The sequence below is a fragment of the Akkermansia sp. BCRC 18949 genome, assembly GCF_045011645.1.
GTDB classification, from domain to species: domain Bacteria; phylum Verrucomicrobiota; class Verrucomicrobiia; order Verrucomicrobiales; family Akkermansiaceae; genus Akkermansia; species Akkermansia massiliensis.
This window is the reverse complement of sequence record NZ_CP123619.1, coordinates 1,562,764-1,583,552: the sequence shown is the minus strand read 5'-3', so window position 1 is coordinate 1,583,552 and position 20,789 is coordinate 1,562,764. Positions and strand designations below refer to the sequence as shown.

Genomic DNA, 20,789 nt, shown 5'->3' with positions numbered 1-20,789 from the left:
CGGCCCTTCTTGTCCGGAATCGGGAGTCCGCGCCTTTCCTCTTTCGCAGTAGTTCCGGCATGAACAGTCTGGCGCGGATGGTGGGGCCTTTCTCAATGATGGAACAGGGAACTGCCCGTGCGTCCTCTGGGATAATGGCGGAAGGGAAGCGTGAGCAGGTACATCAGCACGAGCGCCGGAATCTGCATCCACAGCAGGTACCAGGGCCACGGCCCGAACAGGTCCAGCACGGAGCCGCCCGCAGGCGTAGCCACGGTGAACCCGTAATTGGTTTCCAGAAGCATGTTGACGGGGTGGACGGCGGCCAGATATACGTTCGCCAGCAGAAGGGCCCACAGGAAATCCCACCGCGCCGGCTTCCATTCCAGGGCCAGCGGCAGGTAAAGGGCCGTGATGACCGTTACGCCGTGGGACAGGAAAAAGGCGAAGTACGTCCACGACGGGAAATCGTGGGCCACGGATGGGGTGAGCAGCCCCTGCAAGGTGGCGCACAGCACGCAGTAGTACACCACGGAGCGCAGCAGGCGGGAGGGAATCCACAGGCTCAGGGCGCAGAGCACCTGCATGACGGAGCAGAAATGCAGGGGAAGCATCCACGTCCAGCTCTTTTCCGGTTCATCCGCCAGCATGGCGGCCAGGTCCGGAACCAGGCTGAACAGGCAGGCGACTCCCAGCCAGAACGTGGTGCGGTTCCTGACGGTTTTCTTGTAGGACTGCCCCAGTTCCATGATGCACAGTCCCGCCGCCAGAAGAACGGCCAAAGCCGCCCAGTGGGAAACCCCTGCAAATTCCAGTGGAGGGACGCCGTTCATGCAACGGCTACCATAACAGAGAAGGGGGGGCGGGGGCAACGCGAAAAGCGGAACGGGTTTCAGTCTTGCAAATTCGCCTTCCCCGGGCATACTTGCCTGCGGAATGAAACAGGGCTTGTTCATATTGGTCAGCGGCCTGCTGATGGCCGGCCTGACCGGATGCGACGATTCCAGCGAACGGCGCGCCCGCTACGCGGAGAAGAAGCCCGCTCCGCGCCCCCTGGAAAGGACGTTTGACCCTCCCAAAAAAGTTCTCCCCCCCGCGGAGCCTAAAAAAAAGGCCCCCGTGTGGATGGACTACAAGGGGGAGGACATGAGGCAGCTCACGGAACTCTCCGGCCGCAAGGTGCTGATTGTCTTTTATGCCCCATGGAGCCGCCCGGCCACGGACTACGTGCAGGCGGTCAAGTCCTACGCCGCGGCGCAGGACGGCAAGGCGTTCGCCGTGCTGATTGACGCGGACGCTTATCCGGACGTGGCCCGCAAGTACGGGCTGGAAGCCGTTCCGCTAACGGTCCTGTATCTGGAAGGCATGAAGCTGAAGGAAATGGTCGGCGGCGTTTCCGCCCCCCGCCTGAACGAACTGATTGAACAGACCATACGGGTGCAGTAAAGGAATTTCCTTTGCGGCCTTTGCATGGTTACAGGGAAAAATGACCAATTACCTGTAGATGAACACTCGTCAATAGTCCGGAGAGGTATATTCCTTCTGGAGGCGCCTCTTATATTTCGTATTGGAGACGGTTTGGCAAAATTCCGGAATGTGCAGGCGGAAGGCGCATTTATTTCCTCCCGGGACGGAGAGATTGGAATGTTTAATTATTGGCCATCAATGCTTGTATTTTTGATGCCCTTTATTTTCACCTGATTCCTGCGCCGTTTCGGCCCTTTCCCTGTCTGCCGAATACGCGTTGAACGTGTTGATGGGGAGAGGGAAATCTTTCAAGGTGACCATGGACTGAATGACCAGTTCATTCAACAATAAATGAATTGAAAACATAAACACTATGGCTATATCAACTATACCATTTCACCCGCTCGACGCTGAAAATAATCCTCGTTACAAGGTGAGGAAAAAAGACGCTCCCAAAATCGTCTGGCACAAGACGGAAGAAACCGGCGTCCATGACTGGGAAGGATACATCCGTATTCCCTTTGATAAGGAATATGCCTTTACCATTCAGATGGACGACAACGGTTACCTGGAAATAGACAACCAGAAAGTGGTGGAACTCAAGGACGGCAACTCATCCAAGAAGGCGGAGGGCAAGAAGGAACTCAAGCAAGGTTACCATTACGTCAAGCTCCATCATGAGAACCTGAAGGTTCCGGATGCCATTGCCCCCTATCCCAATGCGGAAGAATTCGTTCCTCAAATGGATGGGGCTGACCTGGAACTTTGGGAAATTGATGCCCCCGTCAATCTCTGGAAGACGGAGGATGCCCAAAAACTGCTGAAATGCTACAATATGGTGGATTATGTCACCATGCCCAATCCCGGACAGGTTTGGTCCTACATCGGGGGGTGGCTCTATCAGGCCCACCTGAAGGAAATTGAGGACAATGTACCTGAGCAATTGCGCAGCTATTATAACAGCTGCGCCCTGCGCATGAGTATCACGCTGAGTTCCTTCGGAAAGGACTTGAAGAATGAAGCCGGGGCTATGCCCATCGGAGCCGAGGCGAACGCCGATGCGCTGGGAGGTAAAACCCACGTGATCATCCGTGCAAGGGACATGGCCGCTTATGTGCAAAAGCTCCTGGGCGACCCGGACTATGCCGACGGCCAGGATACAGGCTATTGCAGCCCGCAGCCGGGCGACATTATTGTGTTTGCCGGAAAGGGCCACGTAGGCATGTGCCCGGGAGACAACATCTCCATTGGCAGTTTCCTGACTGGCCCCATTTGGTTAATCAACCGGGCGACATTGAAAGACGCTGAATAATTCATCAACTTCTTTTTTACGGAGCGAATGCTTTAAAAGCATTCGCTCCGTTTTTGAACATAATGGAAAAGAAAGTAATCTACCCATTTCTATGGATAAAAAACCACTCTTTTGTTGTTTGCTTTCCGGACTGATAGCGGTATCGGCCAGCGCGGCGCCATCTCCATCCCCCCTTCCCACGCAGGCTGAAGTGGCCGCGGATGCTTCTCTTTACAGCCCGGCCATGTACCTGCGGAAAAGCGACATTCTCCTGGCGGTTATTATTTATAAGACGGTGGAAACGGACCAGGAGATAACGTACTACGCCCGCGTCGTCCAATCCCTCCGGGGAGACATTCCTGTGGAGGCTTTGATCCAGTGGAGCTGGACTGCCCATAAACACTCTGCGGTCAGCTTCTCTAAACCGGAACCGGGCAGCTCCCCTAAAACGGAACTGTATTCCGGTAATTATATGTATTATACCCTTGCCTCCTCCAAGGAGGTAAAAAAACTGCCGGACACGCCGGAATCTTTTGCTCCGGCGGACAGTATCCCGGGCCTGGATTCCTATGATCTGGGAGACGACGTTATTTACTTCCCGATGACGGAGAGCGATCGGGGCCAAGCTATAAGGAAACTCCTTCATATCGAACCCGCCAGGATCACCGCAGAATCGGAGGCCGCCCGCTTCCGGCCCTCTTCCGGCAAATAACGCCTTACTCTTTTTTCTTTCCCTCTTTCCGGCAGGCCCTTCCTTGTTGCCCGGGCATGTTTCATCTCCCCGTCCGGTTCCTTTCAGGAAGCAGGCCTTTTTTTGTATTTCAGCATTCCCCTCTCTGTCCCGGACAGGGGGGAAATACATGAAAAAACCGGTTCACGTTTCCGTGAACCGGGCCTGAAAAAAGGGGGAAGTGTTAGACGCCCAGATTGAACGCCCTGTGCACCACCCGGGCCGCTTCCTCAATGTCTGACTCGTCCACCATCACGGCAATCTTGATCTCCGAGGTGGAAATCATGCCGGTCTTGATGTTGGCGTCCGCCAGGGCCTTGAACGCGGTAGCTCCCACGCCGGAGTGGGAGCGCATGCCGATGCCTACCAGGGAAAGCTTGGCAAGACCCGCTTCCGTTTCCACCTTCACGGTGGAACCCAGGGCGGCCATGACCGGCTTGAGGGCAGCCTGGGCGCGGCCCAGTTCGTTGGAGGGCATGGTGAAAGACTGGCGGACGTAGCCGTCATGAGCGGTATTGGCCAGAATCATGTCCAGGTTAATTTCCGCTTCTGCCAGGGCGCCCAGTATCTGGGCCGTGTAGCCAATCTGGTCCGGAATGCCGGTAATGGTAACGCGGGCCTGGTTGCGGTCAATGGAAATGCCGCGGATGACGACGGCTTCCATGGAGGGAGTTTCTTCTTGCACGATTGTACCGGGGTTGGTGTTCATGGAGTTGCGAACTTCAAAGACGACGCCGAATTTTTTGGCGAATTCCACGGAGCGCGACTGCATCACCTTGGAACCGTTGGAGGCCATCTCCAGCATCTCGTCATATGAAAGGGTTTGTATCTTCTTGGCGTCTTTCACCACGCGGGGATCACAGGTGTACACGCCGTCCACATCTGTAAAAATCTGGCACACGTCCGCTTCCAGCGCGGCCGCGATGGCGATGGCGGAAAGGTCGGACCCCCCGCGGCCCAGCGTCTGGACCATTCCTTCCTCCGTGGCTCCCTGGAAGCCGGCGCAGATGAGGATGTTGCCTTCCAGCAGGTACTTGTTCATCAGCGTGGGGTTGATGCTGTGGATGCGGCCACGCGTATGGCTGCCGAAGGTCGTGATGCCCGCCTGCGCCCCCGTGAAGGACATGGCTTTTTCCCCTAGCTCGTGCAGGGCCATGCAGAGCAGGGCGATGGACTGCTGCTCTCCGGTGGCCATCAGCACGTCAAGTTCGCGTTCGCAAGGGGATTCGGACAACTCTTTGGCCAGGCCGATCAGCTTGTCCGTCACCCCGCTCATGGCGGAAACGACGGCGACCACCTGGTTGCCGTCTTTGGCGGTGTCATGGATGCGGCGCGCCACATTGCGGATGCGGTCAATGGTGCCGACGGAGCTGCCCCCGAATTCTTGAACGATAAGAGCCATGTAACAGGATGATGATGTAGGTTAGGATTGAGGAAGAAGGTGTTCGATGCGGAGTACGCGGGGTTCCGCCGCCACGCAGGAAATGCGGGCAATTTCCTCCAGGGCCTTCTGAAGCTGGCCCCACGGGCAGGAATGGAGGATGAAAACGAGGTCGTTCCACTGGGCTCCGTCTTCAGCGATATGGCTGGGAGCGGAGGAGGTGGCGGAAATGCCGATGCCGAAGGTGGCCAGAATGCGGGCTATCTCCGCAATGACGCCGGGCTGGTCCGCCACCTGGAAGCGGACGTAATACGGGGTGACCGTATCATTGATGTGCATGATTCCGCAGGACTTGGCATACGGATTGAAGCCCGTATGGTATTCAGGATAGCGGCTTTCACGCATGGCGGTGATCACGTCGCTGATGACGGCGGAGGCTGTGGGATTTTTGCCCGCTCCGCGGCCGTAAAACAGCGTTTCCCCTACAATGTCTCCGTTGACGGAAATGGCGTTGAATACGCCGTTCACGGAGGCCAGGATATGCCAGTCATGGACAAAGCAGGGCTGGACGCGCAGTTCCAGGGCGTCTTCCTGCCCTTCATGGTAGCGGATGACGACGAGGAGCTTGATGGTATACCCCAGCTTCCTGGCGAACTCGAAATCCCGGCTGGTAATGTTCTCAATGCCGCTGACGTAAATCTTGTCAGGGGAAATAGTGGTTCCGTACGCCAGCATCGCCAGGATGAGGGCCTTGTGGGCGGCGTCCCAGCCGTTGACGTCCAGGGAGGGATCTTCTTCCGCAAAGCCCAGCTTCTGGGCCTGGACCAGGGCGTCCGCGTAATCGGCCCCGTGTTCCCCCATGGCGGAGAGGATGTAATTGGACGTTCCGTTGATGATGCCGACAATGGAATTGATATGGTTGCAGATCAGGGAATTCTGCAGGCTCTGGATGATGGGGATGCCGCCTCCGGCGGAAGCTTCAAAATAAATGGGCGTGCCCATTTCCGCGGAAAGCTTGAAAATCTCCGCGCCGTACTCCGCCAGAAGAGCCTTGTTTCCCGTGACGACGGGTTTCCCGGCGCGGAGGGCCAGCGTCACCAGCTCGTAAGCCTGGCGCGTGCCGCCGATCAGTTCGATGACGATGTCTATTTCCGGGTCATTCACCAGGTCCTGCCAGTCGTCCGTCAGCAGCTCCTGGGGAACGGCGGTTTCCCTGGGTTTTTCCAGATTGCGCACGGCGATGCGCTTGATTCTGAAAGGAATCTTGCTCCGGGCTTCCAGAAGGGAGTGGTTGCGGCACAGCGTTTCATAAACGCCGGAACCAACCGTCCCCAGCCCGGCAAGCCCAAGTTGTATAGGTTTTTCCGTCATTCCTGCCGGGGGATTATGCAAAAAAATCCCTGTAACGCAAGAGCTTTTACCGTCTGGAAATGCCACGTGACCCTCGTCCGGAGGGCGTGGAAACGGGGGAAAGTGGAAAGGGTGGCCGTTACTCCGTTCCCCTGGCTCCTCCGGATAATCTCCGGAAGTGCCCGTTCCGTTTTCTGTTCCAAATTTTGTAAGGGGGAAATCCTTCTGTATTCTCCAGAAATAAATGGAGTGGGGGGGAATATCATATCCCGCCATGTTCATTCTGCCGTTGCCTGGGAATGGAAGCTTGATTAGTTCCTCCTGAGCGCTTCAAGCTATCCTTTCTGTCCACCAGGCTTGTCTGGTTTCCTGGCTAGCGTATTTAAAACATTTTCCGCAGCACAGCGGCGGGGAATTTCTCTCTTTCTTTGTGCCGTCCGGAGTCTAAAGGGGCCGGAACCCTTATTCCCGGCGCACGGCCGTGAATGAACATGCGGGAAGGACGGCTTCCTTACGCCCGGTGGCATCCCTGGTGCGCTGCAGGTTCACGAAGGTTCCGCCAGGACAACCGCCGTGCCGCAGGCCGGCAATTCACTGGGGCCGGGGGAAATCTCACTGCTGGCGAAATCGGGCAGGGAAACGGCGCCGGAAAAAGGCAGCAAAAAACCCTCCTTGAAGAGAGGGTTGGATTGGCAGCCCCACCAGGACTCGAACCTAGAAATACTGAACCAAAATCAGGTGTGTTACCAATTACACTATGGGGCTGTCTTGCACTGGCATTCCTGCCGTTGCGGGGCGTAGTAAACCATACGGGGCGTAGTCTGGCAAGAGAAAAATGTCCCGGTTCCGGCGTTTGGCGGTCAATGTTCCGGCTTGATGATGCGGGTATAGCTCAACCGTTTGAACATCAGCATGGGAATGGCTACTCCGATCACCAGGGAGAAGATGATGAAGAACGCCGTGATGCCGTTCTTGCAAATCTCTACAATCAGCCGGTTCATGGTGGCCGTGTCCTGGTTCTCCTGCATGAACTGCATCAGGGCCAGGATGGTCTTGTAGGCGTACACGCCCGGAATCATCGGCAGCAGGGAGGGGAAGGCGAAAATCTCCGCCGGGCACTTCACCAGCTTGGCCGTCATGACGCCCAGCATGCCTATGGTGAAGGCGGCGATAAAGGTAGCGCTGGAAATGTCAATGGACCAGGAATGCAGCATGTAAAACCGGAAGGCGTGGCCGATGGCCGCCAGCAGGGCGGAAACGGCAATGGCGCGCTTGGGCGGATTGGAGATGACGGCAAACCCCGTGGCGGCAATGGCGGCCATCAGGCCGTCCAGGAGGATGGAGGAAAGAAAATCCGGACTCATAAGCTGTTTACCCCCACGATGAGCATGGTTGCGGAAAGGCCGATGGTGATGCAGGAAATCATCATGATGGAATGGACGCCGCGTGAGATGCCCATCAGGATGTGGCCGTGCATCAGGTCCATGATGGAATTGATCATCTGAACGCCGGGAACCAGGAACAGGACGCTGGTGGCCAGGGCGATCTGAGGCGTGGAGCCGAGCTGGAAGATGACGGCGCACGCGGCCGCCATGGAAGCGGCGAAGGCGGAAAGGATAATGACGCCCAGCGGATTGTACTTCAACCGGGAAAGCTGCTGTTTTACCAGGAAGCCCAGCAGGGTGGCGGCGAACACGGTCAGCATGGCCCACAGGTCCCCGTTGAACAGGCGGCAGAAGGCGGCGTTGCCCACGCTGACCAGAAGCAGGTCCGTCCAGCGGGAAAACCTCTTGGTGCGCACGATGGAGCGGAACGCCTGCTCCATCTCCGCAATGCTGACGTTGTTGTCCACCGGGAGCCAGCTCAATTCGCTGAGCTGCTGGATCAGGTTCAAGTTGAACGCCAGGGGCTTCAGCTTCCGGACGGAGGTGCGGCGCAGCGTCTCGTCATCCTTGCAAATCAGGCTCATGGTAATATTGCGCTGGAAAATGGTCATATCCGCGCTGTACCCGTACGCGGCGGCAATGCGGGAAATATTGCGCACGGCGCGGTTGGTGTGCACCCCCGCGCCCATAAGCGTGGTGGCGTACTCCAGCAGGAACTCTGAAAGGGCCTGTATTTGGTCGGTATGCTGCATAAAGGGGAAAGGCGGAATAAAAACGGGAAAGTCAGGAATGGGCGGCCTGTCTTCTGGCGGCGTAATCCTTCTGCTGGTCCTCCCCGGTGACGCCCACGGAAAAATAGGTGCTTTCCGGGTGGGAGAACACGAGGGCGCAGACGGAGGAAACGGGCTGCATCATCCAGGTCTCCGTCAGGTTCATGCCCGCTTCCTCCCGGGCATGGAGCAGGTCGAACACGGTTTCCTTCTCCTGGTGGTCCGGCTGGCTGGGGTAACCGCAGGCGGGGCGCACCCCTGACTCTTCCGGAATATTCCACAAAAGGCGCAGCTTGCCATGGGCGATGGAAGCGAAAGCCTCCACCAGGCGGTCCGCCAGGGAGCTGACCAGCAGGGCGCGGTAGGAATCATTCCTGGCTTCCCATTCCTTCGCCCAGCGCCTGGACCCGTGAATGCTGACGGCCATGGCCCCCACATAATCCTTCACCCCCTCGGGAGCGATGAAATCCGCCAGCGCCAGCCTGGTCTTTCCCTGCTTGTTCAACTGCTGGCGCTGGGTCAGCAGGATGGCCTGCGGAACGTTTCTGGACTCATCCGTCCAGACGGTGATGTCGTCATGGCTGGCCGTGGAATTGGCCGGGAAAATGCCGATGACGCCGCGGGCCTGGTAGCGGTTCTCCTTTACGGCCTGTTCCAGCAGGTCGCGTGCGTCCTGGTACAGGGCCGCGGCCGCCTCCGCCTTGGAAGGGTCCTTCGTCCGGAACTCCTGGCTGGCGCGGTTCCAGGAACCGTGCAATTCCCAGGCGTGGAAAAAGGGCGTCCAGTCAATATGCTCAATCAGCTCCTGCACGGTCACGTAATAGCGCGGGTCGTCACTGCAGCAGCCGCAGCTGACGGAGCTGTGCAGGCTGCCGATGGAAACCGGTCCCAGGCGTGCGGGCACGGGGGGGACGTAGCCGTCCTCCGCCCCCTTCCAGCGCAGTTCACGGGCTTCCTCCAGGGGCAGGAGGTCGCGGACGGGCTTGTTTTCATGCCTGTTGCGCAACTCCTCCTGCCGTGCCTTCACGGCGGCAATGTAGGAATCCTTCTTCTCGCTCACCAGGGAGGCGGCAGCGGGCACCACCTGTGAGGCGTCCACCGTATGAACCACGGCACCCTTGTAATGGGGGGCGATTTTCAGGGCCGTGTGCAGGGCGGATGTGGTGGCTCCCCCCACCATCAGGGGAATGGTCATCCCCCGGCGCTCCATCTCCGCGGCCACGTGGGACATCTCCTCCAGGGAAGGGGTAATCAGGCCGGAAAGCATCACCAGGTCCGCCTGTTCCGCTTCCGCCCGGTCCAGAATGGTATCGCAATGGACCATTACGCCCAGGTCAATCATCTCAAAGCCGTTGCAGCCCAGCACCACGCCGACGATATTCTTGCCGATGTCATGCACGTCCCCCTTCACGGTGGCGATCACGGCTTTTCCCGTCTTGGAGGAACCCTTGCTGTCCGCTTCAATGTACGGAGTGAGCCATGCCACGGCCTGCTTCATCACGCGGGCGCTCTTCACCACCTGGGGCAGGAACATCTTGCCGTCCCCGAACAATTGCCCGACGACTTTCATGCCGTCCATCAACGGGCCTTCGATCACGTTCAGCGGAGAGCCCAGCTCCCGGAACGCCTCCGCCGTATCCGCATCCACGAACTCGGTAATGCCCTTGATGAGGGAATACTCCAGGCGTTTGGCGACGTCCTGCTCCCGCCAGGCCAGCACGGGCTTCTTTTCCTTTCCGTCTTCCGTCTTCTCCGCGGCCAGTTTTTCAGCGTAATCCGTCAGGCGTTCCGTAGCGTCCGGATTCCGGTTCAGCAGAACGTCTTCAATCAGCTCCAGCCTGTCCTTGGGAATATTATCGTACACCTCCAGCATCCCGGCATTCACGATGCACATGTCCAGCCCCTGCCGCGTGGCGTGGTACAGGAAGGCGGAATGCATGGCCTCCCGCACCGGATTATTGCCGCGGAAGGCGAAGGAGACATTGGAAATGCCGCCGGAAATGTGGGTGTGGGGAAGGTTCCGGGAAATCCAGCCTGCTGCCTTGAAGAAATCTAGCGCGTAATTGGCGTGTTCCGCAATGCCGGTGCCGACGGTCAGCACGTTCGGGTCAAAAATGATATCCTCCGGAGGGAACTGCACCCGCTCCACCAGCAGGTCATAGGCCCGTTTGGCGATGCGGACGCGGTCGTCGTAATTGGAAGCCTGCCCCTGTTCGTCAAAAGCCATCACCACGGCAGCAGCGCCGTACTTTTTAATCAGCGCCGCTTTCTTCAGGAACTCCTCTTCCCCCTCCTTCAGTGAAATGGAATTCACGATTCCCTTGCCCTGCATGCATTGCAGGCCGGCCTCCAATACTTCCCATTTGGAGGAATCCACCATGAAGGGAACACGGGCAATATCCGGCTCCGCGGAAACGAGATTAAGAAAGCGGACCATGGCCTCGGGACCGTCGATCAGGCCGTCGTCAAAACAGAAATCCAGCACCACGGCTCCATTCTCCACCTGCTGGCGGGCAATGGATACCGCTTCCTCATAATTCCCTTCACGAATCAGGCGCGCAAATTTGGGGGAACCCGCCACATTGCAGCGTTCCCCCACAAAAAGGGTATTCTTCTCCCGCGTATGATTGTACGCTTCATATCCGGACAGGCGCAGCGCGGGCTCCTGGGAAGCCGGAATGCGCGGAGGCTCCCCTTCCATGGCTGCAGCAATGGCGCCGATATGCTCCGGAGTGGTCCCGCAGCAGCCGCCTACGATATTCAGCAGGCCCAGGGAGGCATACTCCTTCATGAACCGGGCCATGTCCTCCGGAAGAAGGTCGTAGCCGGTGGGGCTGAGAGGGTTGGGAAGCCCGGCATTCGCGTAAATGGACACGTAGCAATCCGCCAGGCCGGAAAGCTCTTCCGCAAAGGAGCGCATCAGGTCCGGCCCCAGGGCGCAATTGATGCCCACGGAAAAAGGGCGGACGTGACGAATGGAATTCCAGAACGCTTCAATCGTCTGGCCGGACAGCGTGCGCCCGGCCTTGTCCGTCAGCGTTACGGACACCATGACCGGAACGGCGTCCTCCGGCTGTTCCTCAAAAATCTCTTCAATGGCGAACAGGGCCGCCTTGGCGTTCAGCGTGTCGAAAATCGTCTCCACCAGCAGCATGTCCACTCCTCCTTCCAGCAGGGCCAGAACCTGGTCGCGGTAGGCTTGCCTCAGCTGGCGGAAATTCACGGCCCGGAAGCCGGGATCGTTCACGTCCGGGGACAGGGAGCAGGTAACGGGCATGGGACCGATGGAGCCGGCCACCAGGCGCGGCCTGCCGTCTGACGCTTCCGCTTCGTCACATGCCTGGCGGGCAAGGGCGCAGGCGGCCAAATTCACTTCCCGGATCAGGGACTTCAATTCAGGAGCGTCCACCACCTCCTGGAAATACTCCTGGTCCTTGCGGCGCCCTTCTTCCGGACGGTGCCAGAAATAATCATGCTGGCCGATGCTGGTAGCGCTGAACGTGCACGTTTCCAGGATATCCGCATGCCCCGTACCCAGAAAGCGGCGGTGGATGTCTAGGATCACCTCCGGCCTGGTCAGGACGAGCAGGTCGTTATTATTCTTCAGGTCGTTGGGGTAGCGCTCCGTATCCGCAAAACGTTCCCCGCGGTAATCCTCCTCTCCCAGCCTGAACTTCTGGATATTGGTGCCCATGGCGCCATCCAGGATAACAATCCTTTTGCTCAATTGGTCCTTCAGATAATCAAGGCGTTCTATTCTGGATGCTCTGGTCATATGGCGCGGAAAATCTACCGTTCGTCCGCGTTTGGAACAAGGACAATTGGCGTCACGCTTGCCGTGGAAACAGCCATTCATGGCCATGCGTTTTTAAATCCTTCCGTTTACTCTCATTCTGTCCTGCGGAAATGGATGGAAAATCCGTGCTCCGGGAGAAATGCGTACGTGAAAATATTTGCGGACGTCTGATCCTCTGGTGCTTGAAAAAAAGCACGAGAATGGTGCATTTTGTGGCTTAATAATATGAATGTGATAACGGTGGCGGTAACTCTTCTCTTCAATATCTGGAAGAAATCTACGGGAAACAGCCTTCTCCCGGTCAGAGCCGTTTCCGGTGTTTTCCTTGATGCCGCCTGTTATGAAACTTTGCCGATGACGGCAAAAATCACAGCAAATCATGGGAGGTTTGATAATAACATGTTTATAAGATGTGTATAACTCTTGAAGCTGATCCCGGTCTGGAAAATCGTTCCAGGTGATTTGCAGTTCTTTTCTGGAGCCTGTTTCCAGAACAGGAAAGGCGGCTGGGAGAGTGGGTTTCCCGCTCTTCTCCTGTCCGTTTTTGAGTGTAGCTTGAAGGTCTTCATTCTTTTTTATTCCCTGCTGGGGTTTCGCATTCATGATTGGCCGTGTAAAAACAGGACGGAAGCTTCCCCGAAGATAAAAGGTGATGTAAATAGAATGTGAATAACAGGTGTGCAACTAAAGCGGAGTATCTGAAAAAATTAATAAAATGCGCATAAAATAAATGAATGGTGATAAAAAATGAAATAAGGAATCGTGAAAAGAGGCTCTGCCGCTCCCGTCCCCATGCCGGGAAATTCTCCATTCCTGTAGAAAAGTTCTCCTGATACTTCCTCCGTGTAAACTTTATTTCTTTGAATAACTTAAGAAATTCAACTCTTTAAGAAGAAATTCAGGGCATCCGGAATGAAGACGGATTAGAAATCCGCTAGATTGATTTCAGTGGGTGTTTTGACATTTTTGGTGTCAGGTCGCTCCGATTAACTACGTGATATACGACGAGAAAGCCGGGCTTCCCTGAAGGGGGAGGCCCGGTAGTTTATTCCTCGGTAGGTAAAACGTTCCCGTACTCCGCCTGTCGCACCACATGAAACGCCTCCCTTTTTCTAAAGGGCTAAATATGGGAGGATACCCTGAAAAAATTTCCAAGGGCACCCGGAACGGCACAGAGGGGTTACTCGGCCGTTTTAGGAGCCTGGAGCTTGTCTTCCGGGAGGATGCCTGGAGGAACGAACAGGGCCGTGGACGGAATGATGACGGGGGCAGGAATATCGGGCCCCGACCAGGCGACAGACATATGGTCCGGGCCTCCGTCCTCCTTGTGAATCACCAGCAGAAAATAAAAACGGCCTGCTTCCAGCTGAACAGGCTCGGAAGCCTGGTTGGGCTGGTTGCTCCAATTATGGGGATCGGAATACCCTTTAACCGTAGCAATGCAGGCCATGTCCTTCTGGGTGGCGTCCTTGCCAAGCCACAGCTCCGCGGAATCGTCGGAAGACAGGTAAAGACGGTACTTGCCGCTGACGGGTACCCGGATCAGGGCGGAATAACGGGCTCCGTACTGGTCGCCCAGATTAGTTACATCCAGGCTGCTTATCTTGTAAACGGCTGATGCCGCTGTCTCAAAAACCTTCCCGTGCGTTAAATCTCTTACCGAGCTTCCCGGAATACCGAACCATAACTCCTGCGCTACGCCCGGGGAAGGCTCTCCGGCATCGGACGAGCCGGAAGCGGCTTCCGTCAGCAAGGCGCCGCACAGGAGGCTCAGGATGGGTAAAAAAACGTTCATGAATGAATGGGGCAGAGGGATACTCTCTGCAACGACTACGGAAAGGACAGGGGCAACCTTTCAAAAACGGCGTCATTCCCGGGGTTCGGTGTCATGAGGCTTCTCCTGCTCCTGGCTGCCGTCCTTCTGGCGGCGGGAACCGCTTCTCCAGATCATCCAGCCAATCAGGAACGCCAGAACGCCCAGTCCGGCTACCCGCCGGGGTGTGGAAATGCCGCTGTCCGCCGTGGGAGCCGGCTGTCCGGCAGCAGCGGGAGGTTCCTGCGCGTGAAGGGAACCTGCCAGGAAGAAAGCCGCCAGGGCGGCAGCGGAAAGCATGCGATGCTGGAAAAGGGGCCGTTTCATCTTTCATGAAAGGTAAAACAGCCGTGCATCCCATTCAAACACATTTATTTGGGCTGTCCCGATTTCCGGGCAGGCGTGGCCTGGTGAATCTTCCCAGTCCGGGATTTCCCGGAAAAAATCATCCATCCGCATCTTTTTTTGCAGAAAAAGCTTGCGCGTCTGCGCCAGTAATGGTACTTTCTCCCCGTCCTCAACAGGACGCACCAAGACGAAAGTCAAGGGGTATTAGCTCAGTTGGTAGAGCGCCTCAATGGCATTGAGGAGGTCAGCGGTTCGAACCCGCTATGCTCCACCAAATAAAGGCCTTAAAGCAAAAACGCTTTAAGGCCTTTTCCTTTTATCAACTACTAGTGGTCCGGAAAAAATCATCCATATTAGTTTGGTGAGATTGAGGAAATATCACCAAACGGAACCCGCTCGTTTCCTTGTTGTATCTTAGTAAAAACACAGCCCATGATGAATATGGTGTTGCCAGTTGTAAGGTTCACGGATAAAAATAAGGGAAGCTTTTGAACATACAAAATCTCCTTGACAATAATCCTTAAAGCATATGGGAGTTATCGAGATTTGTGGTACCTGCTACCAGATATAGATATTTAATAGGCCGGGTCTAGAGAATACTACAGGGGATACTACTATGAAATTAGCATAAGTGAAAAATTATAATTAATATTTTATGTATATAGATTTATTTTTAAAGAAGCATTCTAATGAAACAAAAGAAATTATTTCATTTAATGATGCACTTCAAGAAAGCAGAATCATAATCATTCTTGGAGCTCCTGGAAGTGGGAAAACATCTCTCTTAAAAAAATATTATCAAGATCATCCCTCAAGGACCAAGTTTATAAAGATAAAATCTTTTTTAAAATTTCCAATAGCTATGGAAGATTGTACTGAAATAGTATTGTTGGATGGTTTGGATGAAAGTAGATGTTTCGAAAAAGATGAAATATTTCTAATGGAAGAACTAGCCCATAGGATAAAAGAACTACCAGATACAATAAAAGTGGTCATAACTTGTCGGGAAATGGACTGGTATGGAGAAAGTGATATTCAAGCATTAAAAGATGTAGTTGGAAACATCGCAAACGTTTATAAAATCCAACCGATGAATGAATTGCAACAGAAAGAATTGGCTGAATTATATAGCGTTGATAATATTGAAATATTTATGAGGAAATTTTCAAGTCATGGTTTTTTGAGTAATCCTCAGATGTTTACAATGTTAGTGCAGCTGTATAAAAATAATCCTGAGAAAAATTTTGATGCCAAATCTGAACTCTATAAGGAATTTATTATAACCGCACGTGAACATAATATTTCGCATAATCGTAGAAGGGAATACAGGCTTGAACCTGATGAAATGCTGAAATATGTAGGGTATATTGCGTTTTTCTATATGTTTTCAGATATCGGAGAACTGGGAGGAGATTTATTGGACAAAATATGTGACACTTCCAATGGTTATCCTAAAGAGAAATTGGAAGCAACTCTTAGAACAGCATTGTTTGCAGAACATCACTTTATTCACAGAACCATTGCCGAATTTGCAGCAGCAATGTTCATTCAGAAGTATAAATTGTCAGAAAGTTGTCCATCATCATTTTTGCGTGTTAAAAATATGTTTGCATATAAGGGCAAGGTAGCGACAGAATTAAGAGGTACCTATGCATGGTTGTGTTCTTTGTCGCGGAATAATGAATTCATTAAAATAGACCCTTATTATCAGCTAGTTTACGGTGATTCATCGCTGTTTAATGATCAACAAAAAAGAGAGATTCTTCTGGAGATTAAAAAATATTCATTGGATAATCCATATTTCTGGAATTTCAACAGAACAGAATTTCTTTCCGATATTTATGATCCTGAATTTGATGATTTTTTTATTAGTGAATTAGAAGAAGCATTGCGCTTAAATAACCATTATGTGTATTTGATTACACGGATTGTTGTATCAAATACATCTTTGAGTGCTAAAATGATTGATTTTTTGAAAAAGAAAATAGTAGCAAAAGGAATTTCCGCTTACTATAAAACTGAAATGCTCGAAGGTGTATCTAAGGATTGGGCATTTTTAATGGAAGTACTTGATTTAATTAAGAATGGAAATATCGAGGATGGCGATGATGTTTTAAAAGACAAATTACTGAAGTTACTGTATCCTAATCATATATCGTTAGAGAAAATCCCTGAATGGCTGATGATCTACCAAAGATCATGGATGGGAGGTCACGGGGATTTTTTGTACAATATACGATATAAACATAAGTTTCAGCTAATAGATCGAATTTATCAGCTTAGTAAATGTAAAACTGGTGTGAAGTTTCCTGGAAATACAGAATTTTTTTATAAAAGAATATTTCTTTGAAACAATCTTAAAGTTTGAAGAAGTTTTATCTGCTTTTCAAATTTATAGTATCCTAACTCATTTTAAAAAATATTATTGTTGGTATGAAACTCTTCCCATTGAATCTTCATATTTAGCAAAAGAATTAATGAAGAAAAATTCGAAAAAAATATATAAATTGGCTAATGAATTGTTTTCCTTGTATGTAGACGATTTTTTGAAGAGCAATGGAGAACAATATGAAATTCATAAATTCAGATATTTATTTGCGGTATGTGGAGTAACTAAATGGAGTGATATATTATTTGAGAAAATGAGCTTAAATCTTAATGATAATATAAATAAGAAACTGTTTCATTTTGCATTTTGTGGATTGCCAAAAGAAAATCAAGCTTCCGACAATGTAAAGGAAATTGCTCAAAAATTTCAATTTTTAGATTTATATAAAAAACTCATAAATCCTACTAAAGAAGAATGGATGATTGAATATGAAAATCATAAAATAGAACAAGAAGAAAATCATAAAAATTTAATAATAGAAAGTGATGAATATTTTAAAAATAGAAGTGACAATGATATTGTAGATAAAAATCTTTGCTGGATTTCACAATTTATTTATCTTAAAGAAGAAATTCCTGTTTCTAAAGATGAACAAAAACGATTAAAAAATATTATTAAAAATTTATATCATGCGGATCGATTGAGATTTGATAATTTAGATGTATATTCATTGATGGAAGATAATTCCATTCATATGGTTTACTATGTTGCATGCTCGTTGAATACAAATGAGGAACTCTCTCAATTGGATATGCAAATTCAAAAATACATTTACATTAATTGTATTTTACATTCCAATACAGGAGGAATTATCAAAAATGACTTTGCAGAATATTTTAATATAAACAAATCAGAGTTGGCCGAAGAATCTCTGAAATGCTTTTTACAATATGCGGTTGCCAAGAAAGCTCCAAGTCTAAAAAATGTATTACTGCCGTATTTTGAAAAAGAAAATGAGATTGAAAAATTAAAAGAAATGGCCGTGGCTTGTAAAATTGATGTAGATTATATTGTCCAGACATTTTTGCGTTTAACGGCTTTTCAATTAGATTTGAAAACTTTACAGCAATTGGAGAAGTATGAACTAACAGACGAGAATAAAGATAAAATTCGAACGTTGATTATTTTTTTAGAAGACAAAAAGGAAGAATTTATTGAAAGACATGCAATTATATTAAGTAAATTTTGTGTACCAAGTAGATATAGTTTTCATTTTTTATCCTCGGATATGAAAGTAAGATCCATCGACTATATGATTAGTTGTTTTACAACACCCGAATCAATAGAATATGTAAAAGAAGTTCAATCAGATAGTGATTGGTGTACAACGTTCTTGAGAAGAGATAGCTTCCATCTTTTAAATTTAGGAGAGATGCAAGAATTGCAAGTCAGGCGTCAGAATAAAAATGATGTTTGGACACATCTAATCACACATCGAATTAGTGAACTGATTCAACAAGAAGCAGACAGTGTAAAAAATTCGATTCCTATTGATAATCTCAAGGAATTTATTATATCTGACACAATTTTATCAAAAGAGGATTTCTTTATAGATGTTTGTTGTAGATTGATTGAGTTGAAGAAAACGATAGAGGATAATCGTGATAATGATAAAGATTCTTTTTATAATCAGGATGGTTCTTCGAAAGATGAAGAATGCTGTAGAGATATTATTCTTCGTCGTTTGAAAGATAGATATAGAAATGATCTTGATATGGCCAAGGAAAGATATGAAGCCAATAATAGAGTGGACATTAATGTACGTTATAACGTAGAAGATTTTGAAATACAGATTGAATGTAAGAAAGATAGTAATAGAGAGTTGTATACAAGTATTAAAAATCAATTGATAGACAAGTATTTTTCTTCAAATGTACAACATGGAATTTATTTAATATTTAATTTCAGTGGTCACGATTCTTTTTTAGAGAGGGTAAAAGATTCGATTCCTATTGATTATGAAAATAATATAGAAGTTATTTGTATTGATTTGGCTAAATGAATTTTGTTTTAATCGTTTTGATTAATCATATTTTTCCCATGAACAAATGTCTCCCAACATCACTTGGAAAAGTGGGTGAGGAAGGACGGGGGTGATCTGTTGCAAAATAGAATATTGCTGGGGAGACCTTGTCTTAAGCTTATTCAGGAGATGGTGGAATTCGTATTCCAGTTGTTTGTCCGGCAGGAGGAGGCGGGGAGGCGGTTGACACTCGCAGGGAGAAATTTTGTTTAAATCAAAGTTGTAGCCCCTGCGCACAGATTCGTCATGGACGGCTTTCAGGTAGGCGTCTATGGTTTGAATGGGGTTTTCCGTTTCCCGGAAGCGGATGAGCTGGGGATGATGCGTATAGCCTTTTGTCTGGCCCAGCAGGACTTTCCGGGCGAGCAAACCTTCCCGCCACAGGGCAATCAGGCCGATGGAGTCCAGGTAGGAAGGGTGGAGGGACCAGAGTCTCATGAACTCTTGGACTGTGAATACGGGGACGGCGTTGATTTTATCTGTCTCCGGGGGCCTCTGTAATGGAAGGCCGGGAGCGTATACGGATTTCCCGGAGTCCGGAATCATCCTCAGGCCAGGGAGATTTCTCCCTGGATGTCTTCGGCGTCCGGTTCCGGTAGCGCGGAGTTCCTGACGGGGACTGTTTCCGCGGCGGGGGAGTCCGCCGTTCTGGTGCTGATGGCTTCCAAAATCAATTCCACGGTGCGTTCCAGCCCGTAGTCGGACGTGTTGACGCACAGGTCGTAAAGGCGGGCGTTGCCCAGCTCCTGCCCGGTATAGTGCAGGCAGTGGGTGCGGCGGCGGGAGTCCATGGTGTCCATGGTTTTGGCTACGCGGGCAGGCTGCACCCCGTAGTTTTCAATGACGCGCTGCATGCGTACGGACGGATCCGCATGCAGGAAGACGCTGAACAGGTTGGGCCTTCCTTTCAGGATGAAGTTGGCGCAGCGGCCCACAATGACGCAGGCCTGTCTGGCCGTGATATCCCGGATGACTTTGCTCTGGGCCAGGAAGGTGGCGTCTTCCGGCGGCAGTTCTTCCGCCGTGTAGGCGTAGTTCTGCGCGTAGAGCTCGTGCAGGAAGCGGCTGGTGAGCTGTTGTTCATGCTTGCGGATGTAGTCCGGAGTAAGGCCGCTTTGGGAGGCGGTGAGGTACACCAGTTCCGAGTCGTAGAATGGGATTCCCAGTTTCTCCGCCAGCATTTTGCCGATGGCGTGGCCGCCGGAGCCGTATTCCCGGTCAATGGAAATGACCAGCGGAGCGTCCGGCGCGTAAGCAGCTGTCCGTGCCAGCGGAAGGAGTTCTTCCGCCGCTCCGGAGCGTGTCAGCTGTTCCAGCAGCCTGTCCGGCCAGAAGACGTGCCTGTTGAAGAATCGGACGATCATTCCCACCAGGACGGCCGCCACAATGGTTCCCTCCCGGATGCCCGTTAGTCCCGGAAGGAGCGTCAGGGAGCACACCAGGCCAATGCAGACCAGCGTGCAGTCCACACTGGTTTTCACGGCCCCGAATTCCCATTTGAAGAGTTTGACGAAGGCCAGGCTCATTCCTTCCGCGGCCAGCAGAACGGCATCCGCCTTGACCTGGAGAAAGACGCCGAAGCCGATGACCAGGCAGCTCAGCAGGCAGAGTACGGCGGACCACAGGTAGCCGCCCGGTTCCAGAGGGGCCATCAGCCACATGGAGAAGTCCGTCAACGCCCCAAAGAGGAATACCACGGGTATCTGGAGCAGATGCGCCGGGCGGAAGTTCCTTTTCAGCAGGGCCGCCTGCACGGCCACGAAGGTCAGGTGCATCAGGATGGTGACGGTTCCCATCGTCAGCGGAAGCGCCAGGCTGAGCACATACGGCGTGCAGGAGATGGGGGAGACTCCCAGGTTGGCCTTGGCGGAGAGGGCGATGCCCAGGGACATGATGAAGAGCGCCACGATCAGGACGGAGCACCGCAGGATGTGTTCCCCAATGCTTCTCCGGACGTGATGATCTGCCATGATACCGGATGTTAGCCCCTCTGTCAGCGTCAAGTCAAGGGTGCAGGGGGAGGGAACGGCTTTTTCCCTTTCCGCGCGTGCGGGGGAGAAAGGTCCC

Annotated in this window: 18 protein-coding genes and 2 tRNA genes; 6 read left to right on the top strand and 14 right to left on the bottom strand. The window is 51.8% G+C overall.

Features of this window, described 5'->3' with window-relative positions:
* Positions 1-92: 92 nt before the first annotated feature.
* Positions 93-812 (bottom strand): TIGR02206 family membrane protein, encoded by a 720-nt coding sequence (locus tag P8A25_RS06565; protein ID WP_215442619.1) that lies wholly within the window; start codon positions 810-812, stop codon positions 93-95.
* Positions 813-915: 103 nt separating this feature from the next.
* Here P8A25_RS06565 and P8A25_RS06560 point away from each other — a divergent pair, with 103 nt between their 5' ends.
* Positions 916-1,425: a co-chaperone YbbN gene (locus P8A25_RS06560; protein ID WP_022398232.1), complete on the top strand. Its 510-nt coding sequence runs from the start codon at positions 916-918 to the stop codon at positions 1,423-1,425.
* 216 nt (positions 1,426-1,641) lie between these two features.
* Here P8A25_RS06560 and P8A25_RS06555 read toward each other — a convergent pair whose 3' ends face one another.
* Positions 1,642-1,791: a hypothetical protein gene (locus tag P8A25_RS06555; protein WP_215442620.1), complete on the bottom strand. Its 150-nt coding sequence runs from the start codon at positions 1,789-1,791 to the stop codon at positions 1,642-1,644.
* 88 nt (positions 1,792-1,879) lie between these two features.
* Between P8A25_RS06555 and P8A25_RS06550 the strand changes: the two genes are divergently transcribed.
* A complete protein-coding gene (locus P8A25_RS06550) occupies positions 1,880-2,758 on the top strand; it encodes a T6SS effector amidase Tae4 family protein (protein WP_404838608.1) in 879 nt (292 codons plus the stop codon).
* A 91-nt stretch (positions 2,759-2,849) separates the two neighbouring features.
* Positions 2,850-3,449, top strand: coding sequence for a hypothetical protein (locus P8A25_RS06545; protein WP_215442622.1), 600 nt, complete (start codon positions 2,850-2,852; stop codon positions 3,447-3,449).
* Between the two features lie 202 nt (positions 3,450-3,651).
* On the opposite strand, the gene P8A25_RS06540 is transcribed toward P8A25_RS06545, so the two are convergent.
* The 10 genes from P8A25_RS06540 to P8A25_RS06495 form a co-directional block, all read right to left on the bottom strand.
* Positions 3,652-4,869, bottom strand: coding sequence for an aspartate kinase (locus tag P8A25_RS06540; protein ID WP_404838607.1), 1,218 nt, complete (start codon positions 4,867-4,869; stop codon positions 3,652-3,654).
* A gap of 21 nt (positions 4,870-4,890) precedes the next feature.
* Positions 4,891-6,219, bottom strand: a complete 1,329-nt coding sequence (locus P8A25_RS06535; RefSeq protein ID WP_022398237.1) for a homoserine dehydrogenase — start codon at positions 6,217-6,219, stop codon at positions 4,891-4,893.
* 669 nt (positions 6,220-6,888) lie between these two features.
* Positions 6,889-6,963: transfer RNA gene (locus P8A25_RS06530), tRNA-Gln, on the bottom strand.
* Between the two features lie 95 nt (positions 6,964-7,058).
* Positions 7,059-7,562: a threonine/serine exporter family protein gene (locus P8A25_RS06525; RefSeq protein ID WP_022398238.1), complete on the bottom strand. Its 504-nt coding sequence runs from the start codon at positions 7,560-7,562 to the stop codon at positions 7,059-7,061.
* Positions 7,559-8,335 carry a threonine/serine exporter ThrE family protein gene (locus tag P8A25_RS06520; RefSeq protein ID WP_022398239.1) on the bottom strand — a complete coding sequence of 259 codons (777 nt, stop codon included), beginning with the start codon at positions 8,333-8,335 and terminating at the stop codon, positions 7,559-7,561. The genes P8A25_RS06525 and P8A25_RS06520 overlap by 4 nt, the downstream gene beginning before the upstream one ends.
* A gap of 31 nt (positions 8,336-8,366) precedes the next feature.
* Positions 8,367-12,128: a methionine synthase gene (metH, locus tag P8A25_RS06515; RefSeq protein ID WP_215442624.1), complete on the bottom strand. Its 3,762-nt coding sequence runs from the start codon at positions 12,126-12,128 to the stop codon at positions 8,367-8,369.
* Between the two features lie 93 nt (positions 12,129-12,221).
* The gene (locus P8A25_RS06510; RefSeq protein WP_215442625.1) at positions 12,222-12,752 is read right to left on the bottom strand and encodes a hypothetical protein; all 531 of its coding nucleotides are present in this window, start codon (positions 12,750-12,752) and stop codon (positions 12,222-12,224) included.
* Positions 12,753-13,329: 577 nt separating this feature from the next.
* Complete coding sequence (locus P8A25_RS06505; protein ID WP_215442626.1) at positions 13,330-13,944, bottom strand: PA14 domain-containing protein; 615 nt, start codon at positions 13,942-13,944, stop codon at positions 13,330-13,332.
* A gap of 72 nt (positions 13,945-14,016) precedes the next feature.
* Complete coding sequence (locus P8A25_RS06500; RefSeq protein WP_215442627.1) at positions 14,017-14,289, bottom strand: hypothetical protein; 273 nt, start codon at positions 14,287-14,289, stop codon at positions 14,017-14,019.
* 3 nt (positions 14,290-14,292) lie between these two features.
* Positions 14,293-14,508, bottom strand: a complete 216-nt coding sequence (locus P8A25_RS06495) for a hypothetical protein (protein WP_215442628.1) — start codon at positions 14,506-14,508, stop codon at positions 14,293-14,295.
* On the opposite strand from P8A25_RS06495, the gene P8A25_RS06490 reads away from it, so the two are divergent.
* The 3 genes from P8A25_RS06490 (at position 14,509) to P8A25_RS06480 (ending at position 18,701) form a co-directional block, all read left to right on the top strand.
* Positions 14,509-14,584, top strand: a tRNA-Ala gene (locus tag P8A25_RS06490). It abuts the gene before it with no gap.
* 381 nt (positions 14,585-14,965) lie between these two features.
* Positions 14,966-16,660: an NACHT domain-containing protein gene (locus P8A25_RS06485; RefSeq protein ID WP_404838606.1), complete on the top strand. Its 1,695-nt coding sequence runs from the start codon at positions 14,966-14,968 to the stop codon at positions 16,658-16,660.
* Between the two features lie 127 nt (positions 16,661-16,787).
* Entirely contained in the window at positions 16,788-18,701 is a 1,914-nt protein-coding gene (locus tag P8A25_RS06480; protein ID WP_404838605.1) for a hypothetical protein, read from the top strand.
* A gap of 21 nt (positions 18,702-18,722) precedes the next feature.
* Here P8A25_RS06480 and P8A25_RS06475 read toward each other — a convergent pair whose 3' ends face one another.
* Entirely contained in the window at positions 18,723-19,160 is a 438-nt protein-coding gene (locus P8A25_RS06475; protein WP_215442630.1) for a pyrimidine dimer DNA glycosylase/endonuclease V, read from the bottom strand.
* A 110-nt stretch (positions 19,161-19,270) separates the two neighbouring features.
* Entirely contained in the window at positions 19,271-20,692 is a 1,422-nt protein-coding gene (locus P8A25_RS06470) for a cytidylate kinase family protein (protein WP_215442631.1), read from the bottom strand.
* Positions 20,693-20,789 lie beyond the last annotated feature (97 nt).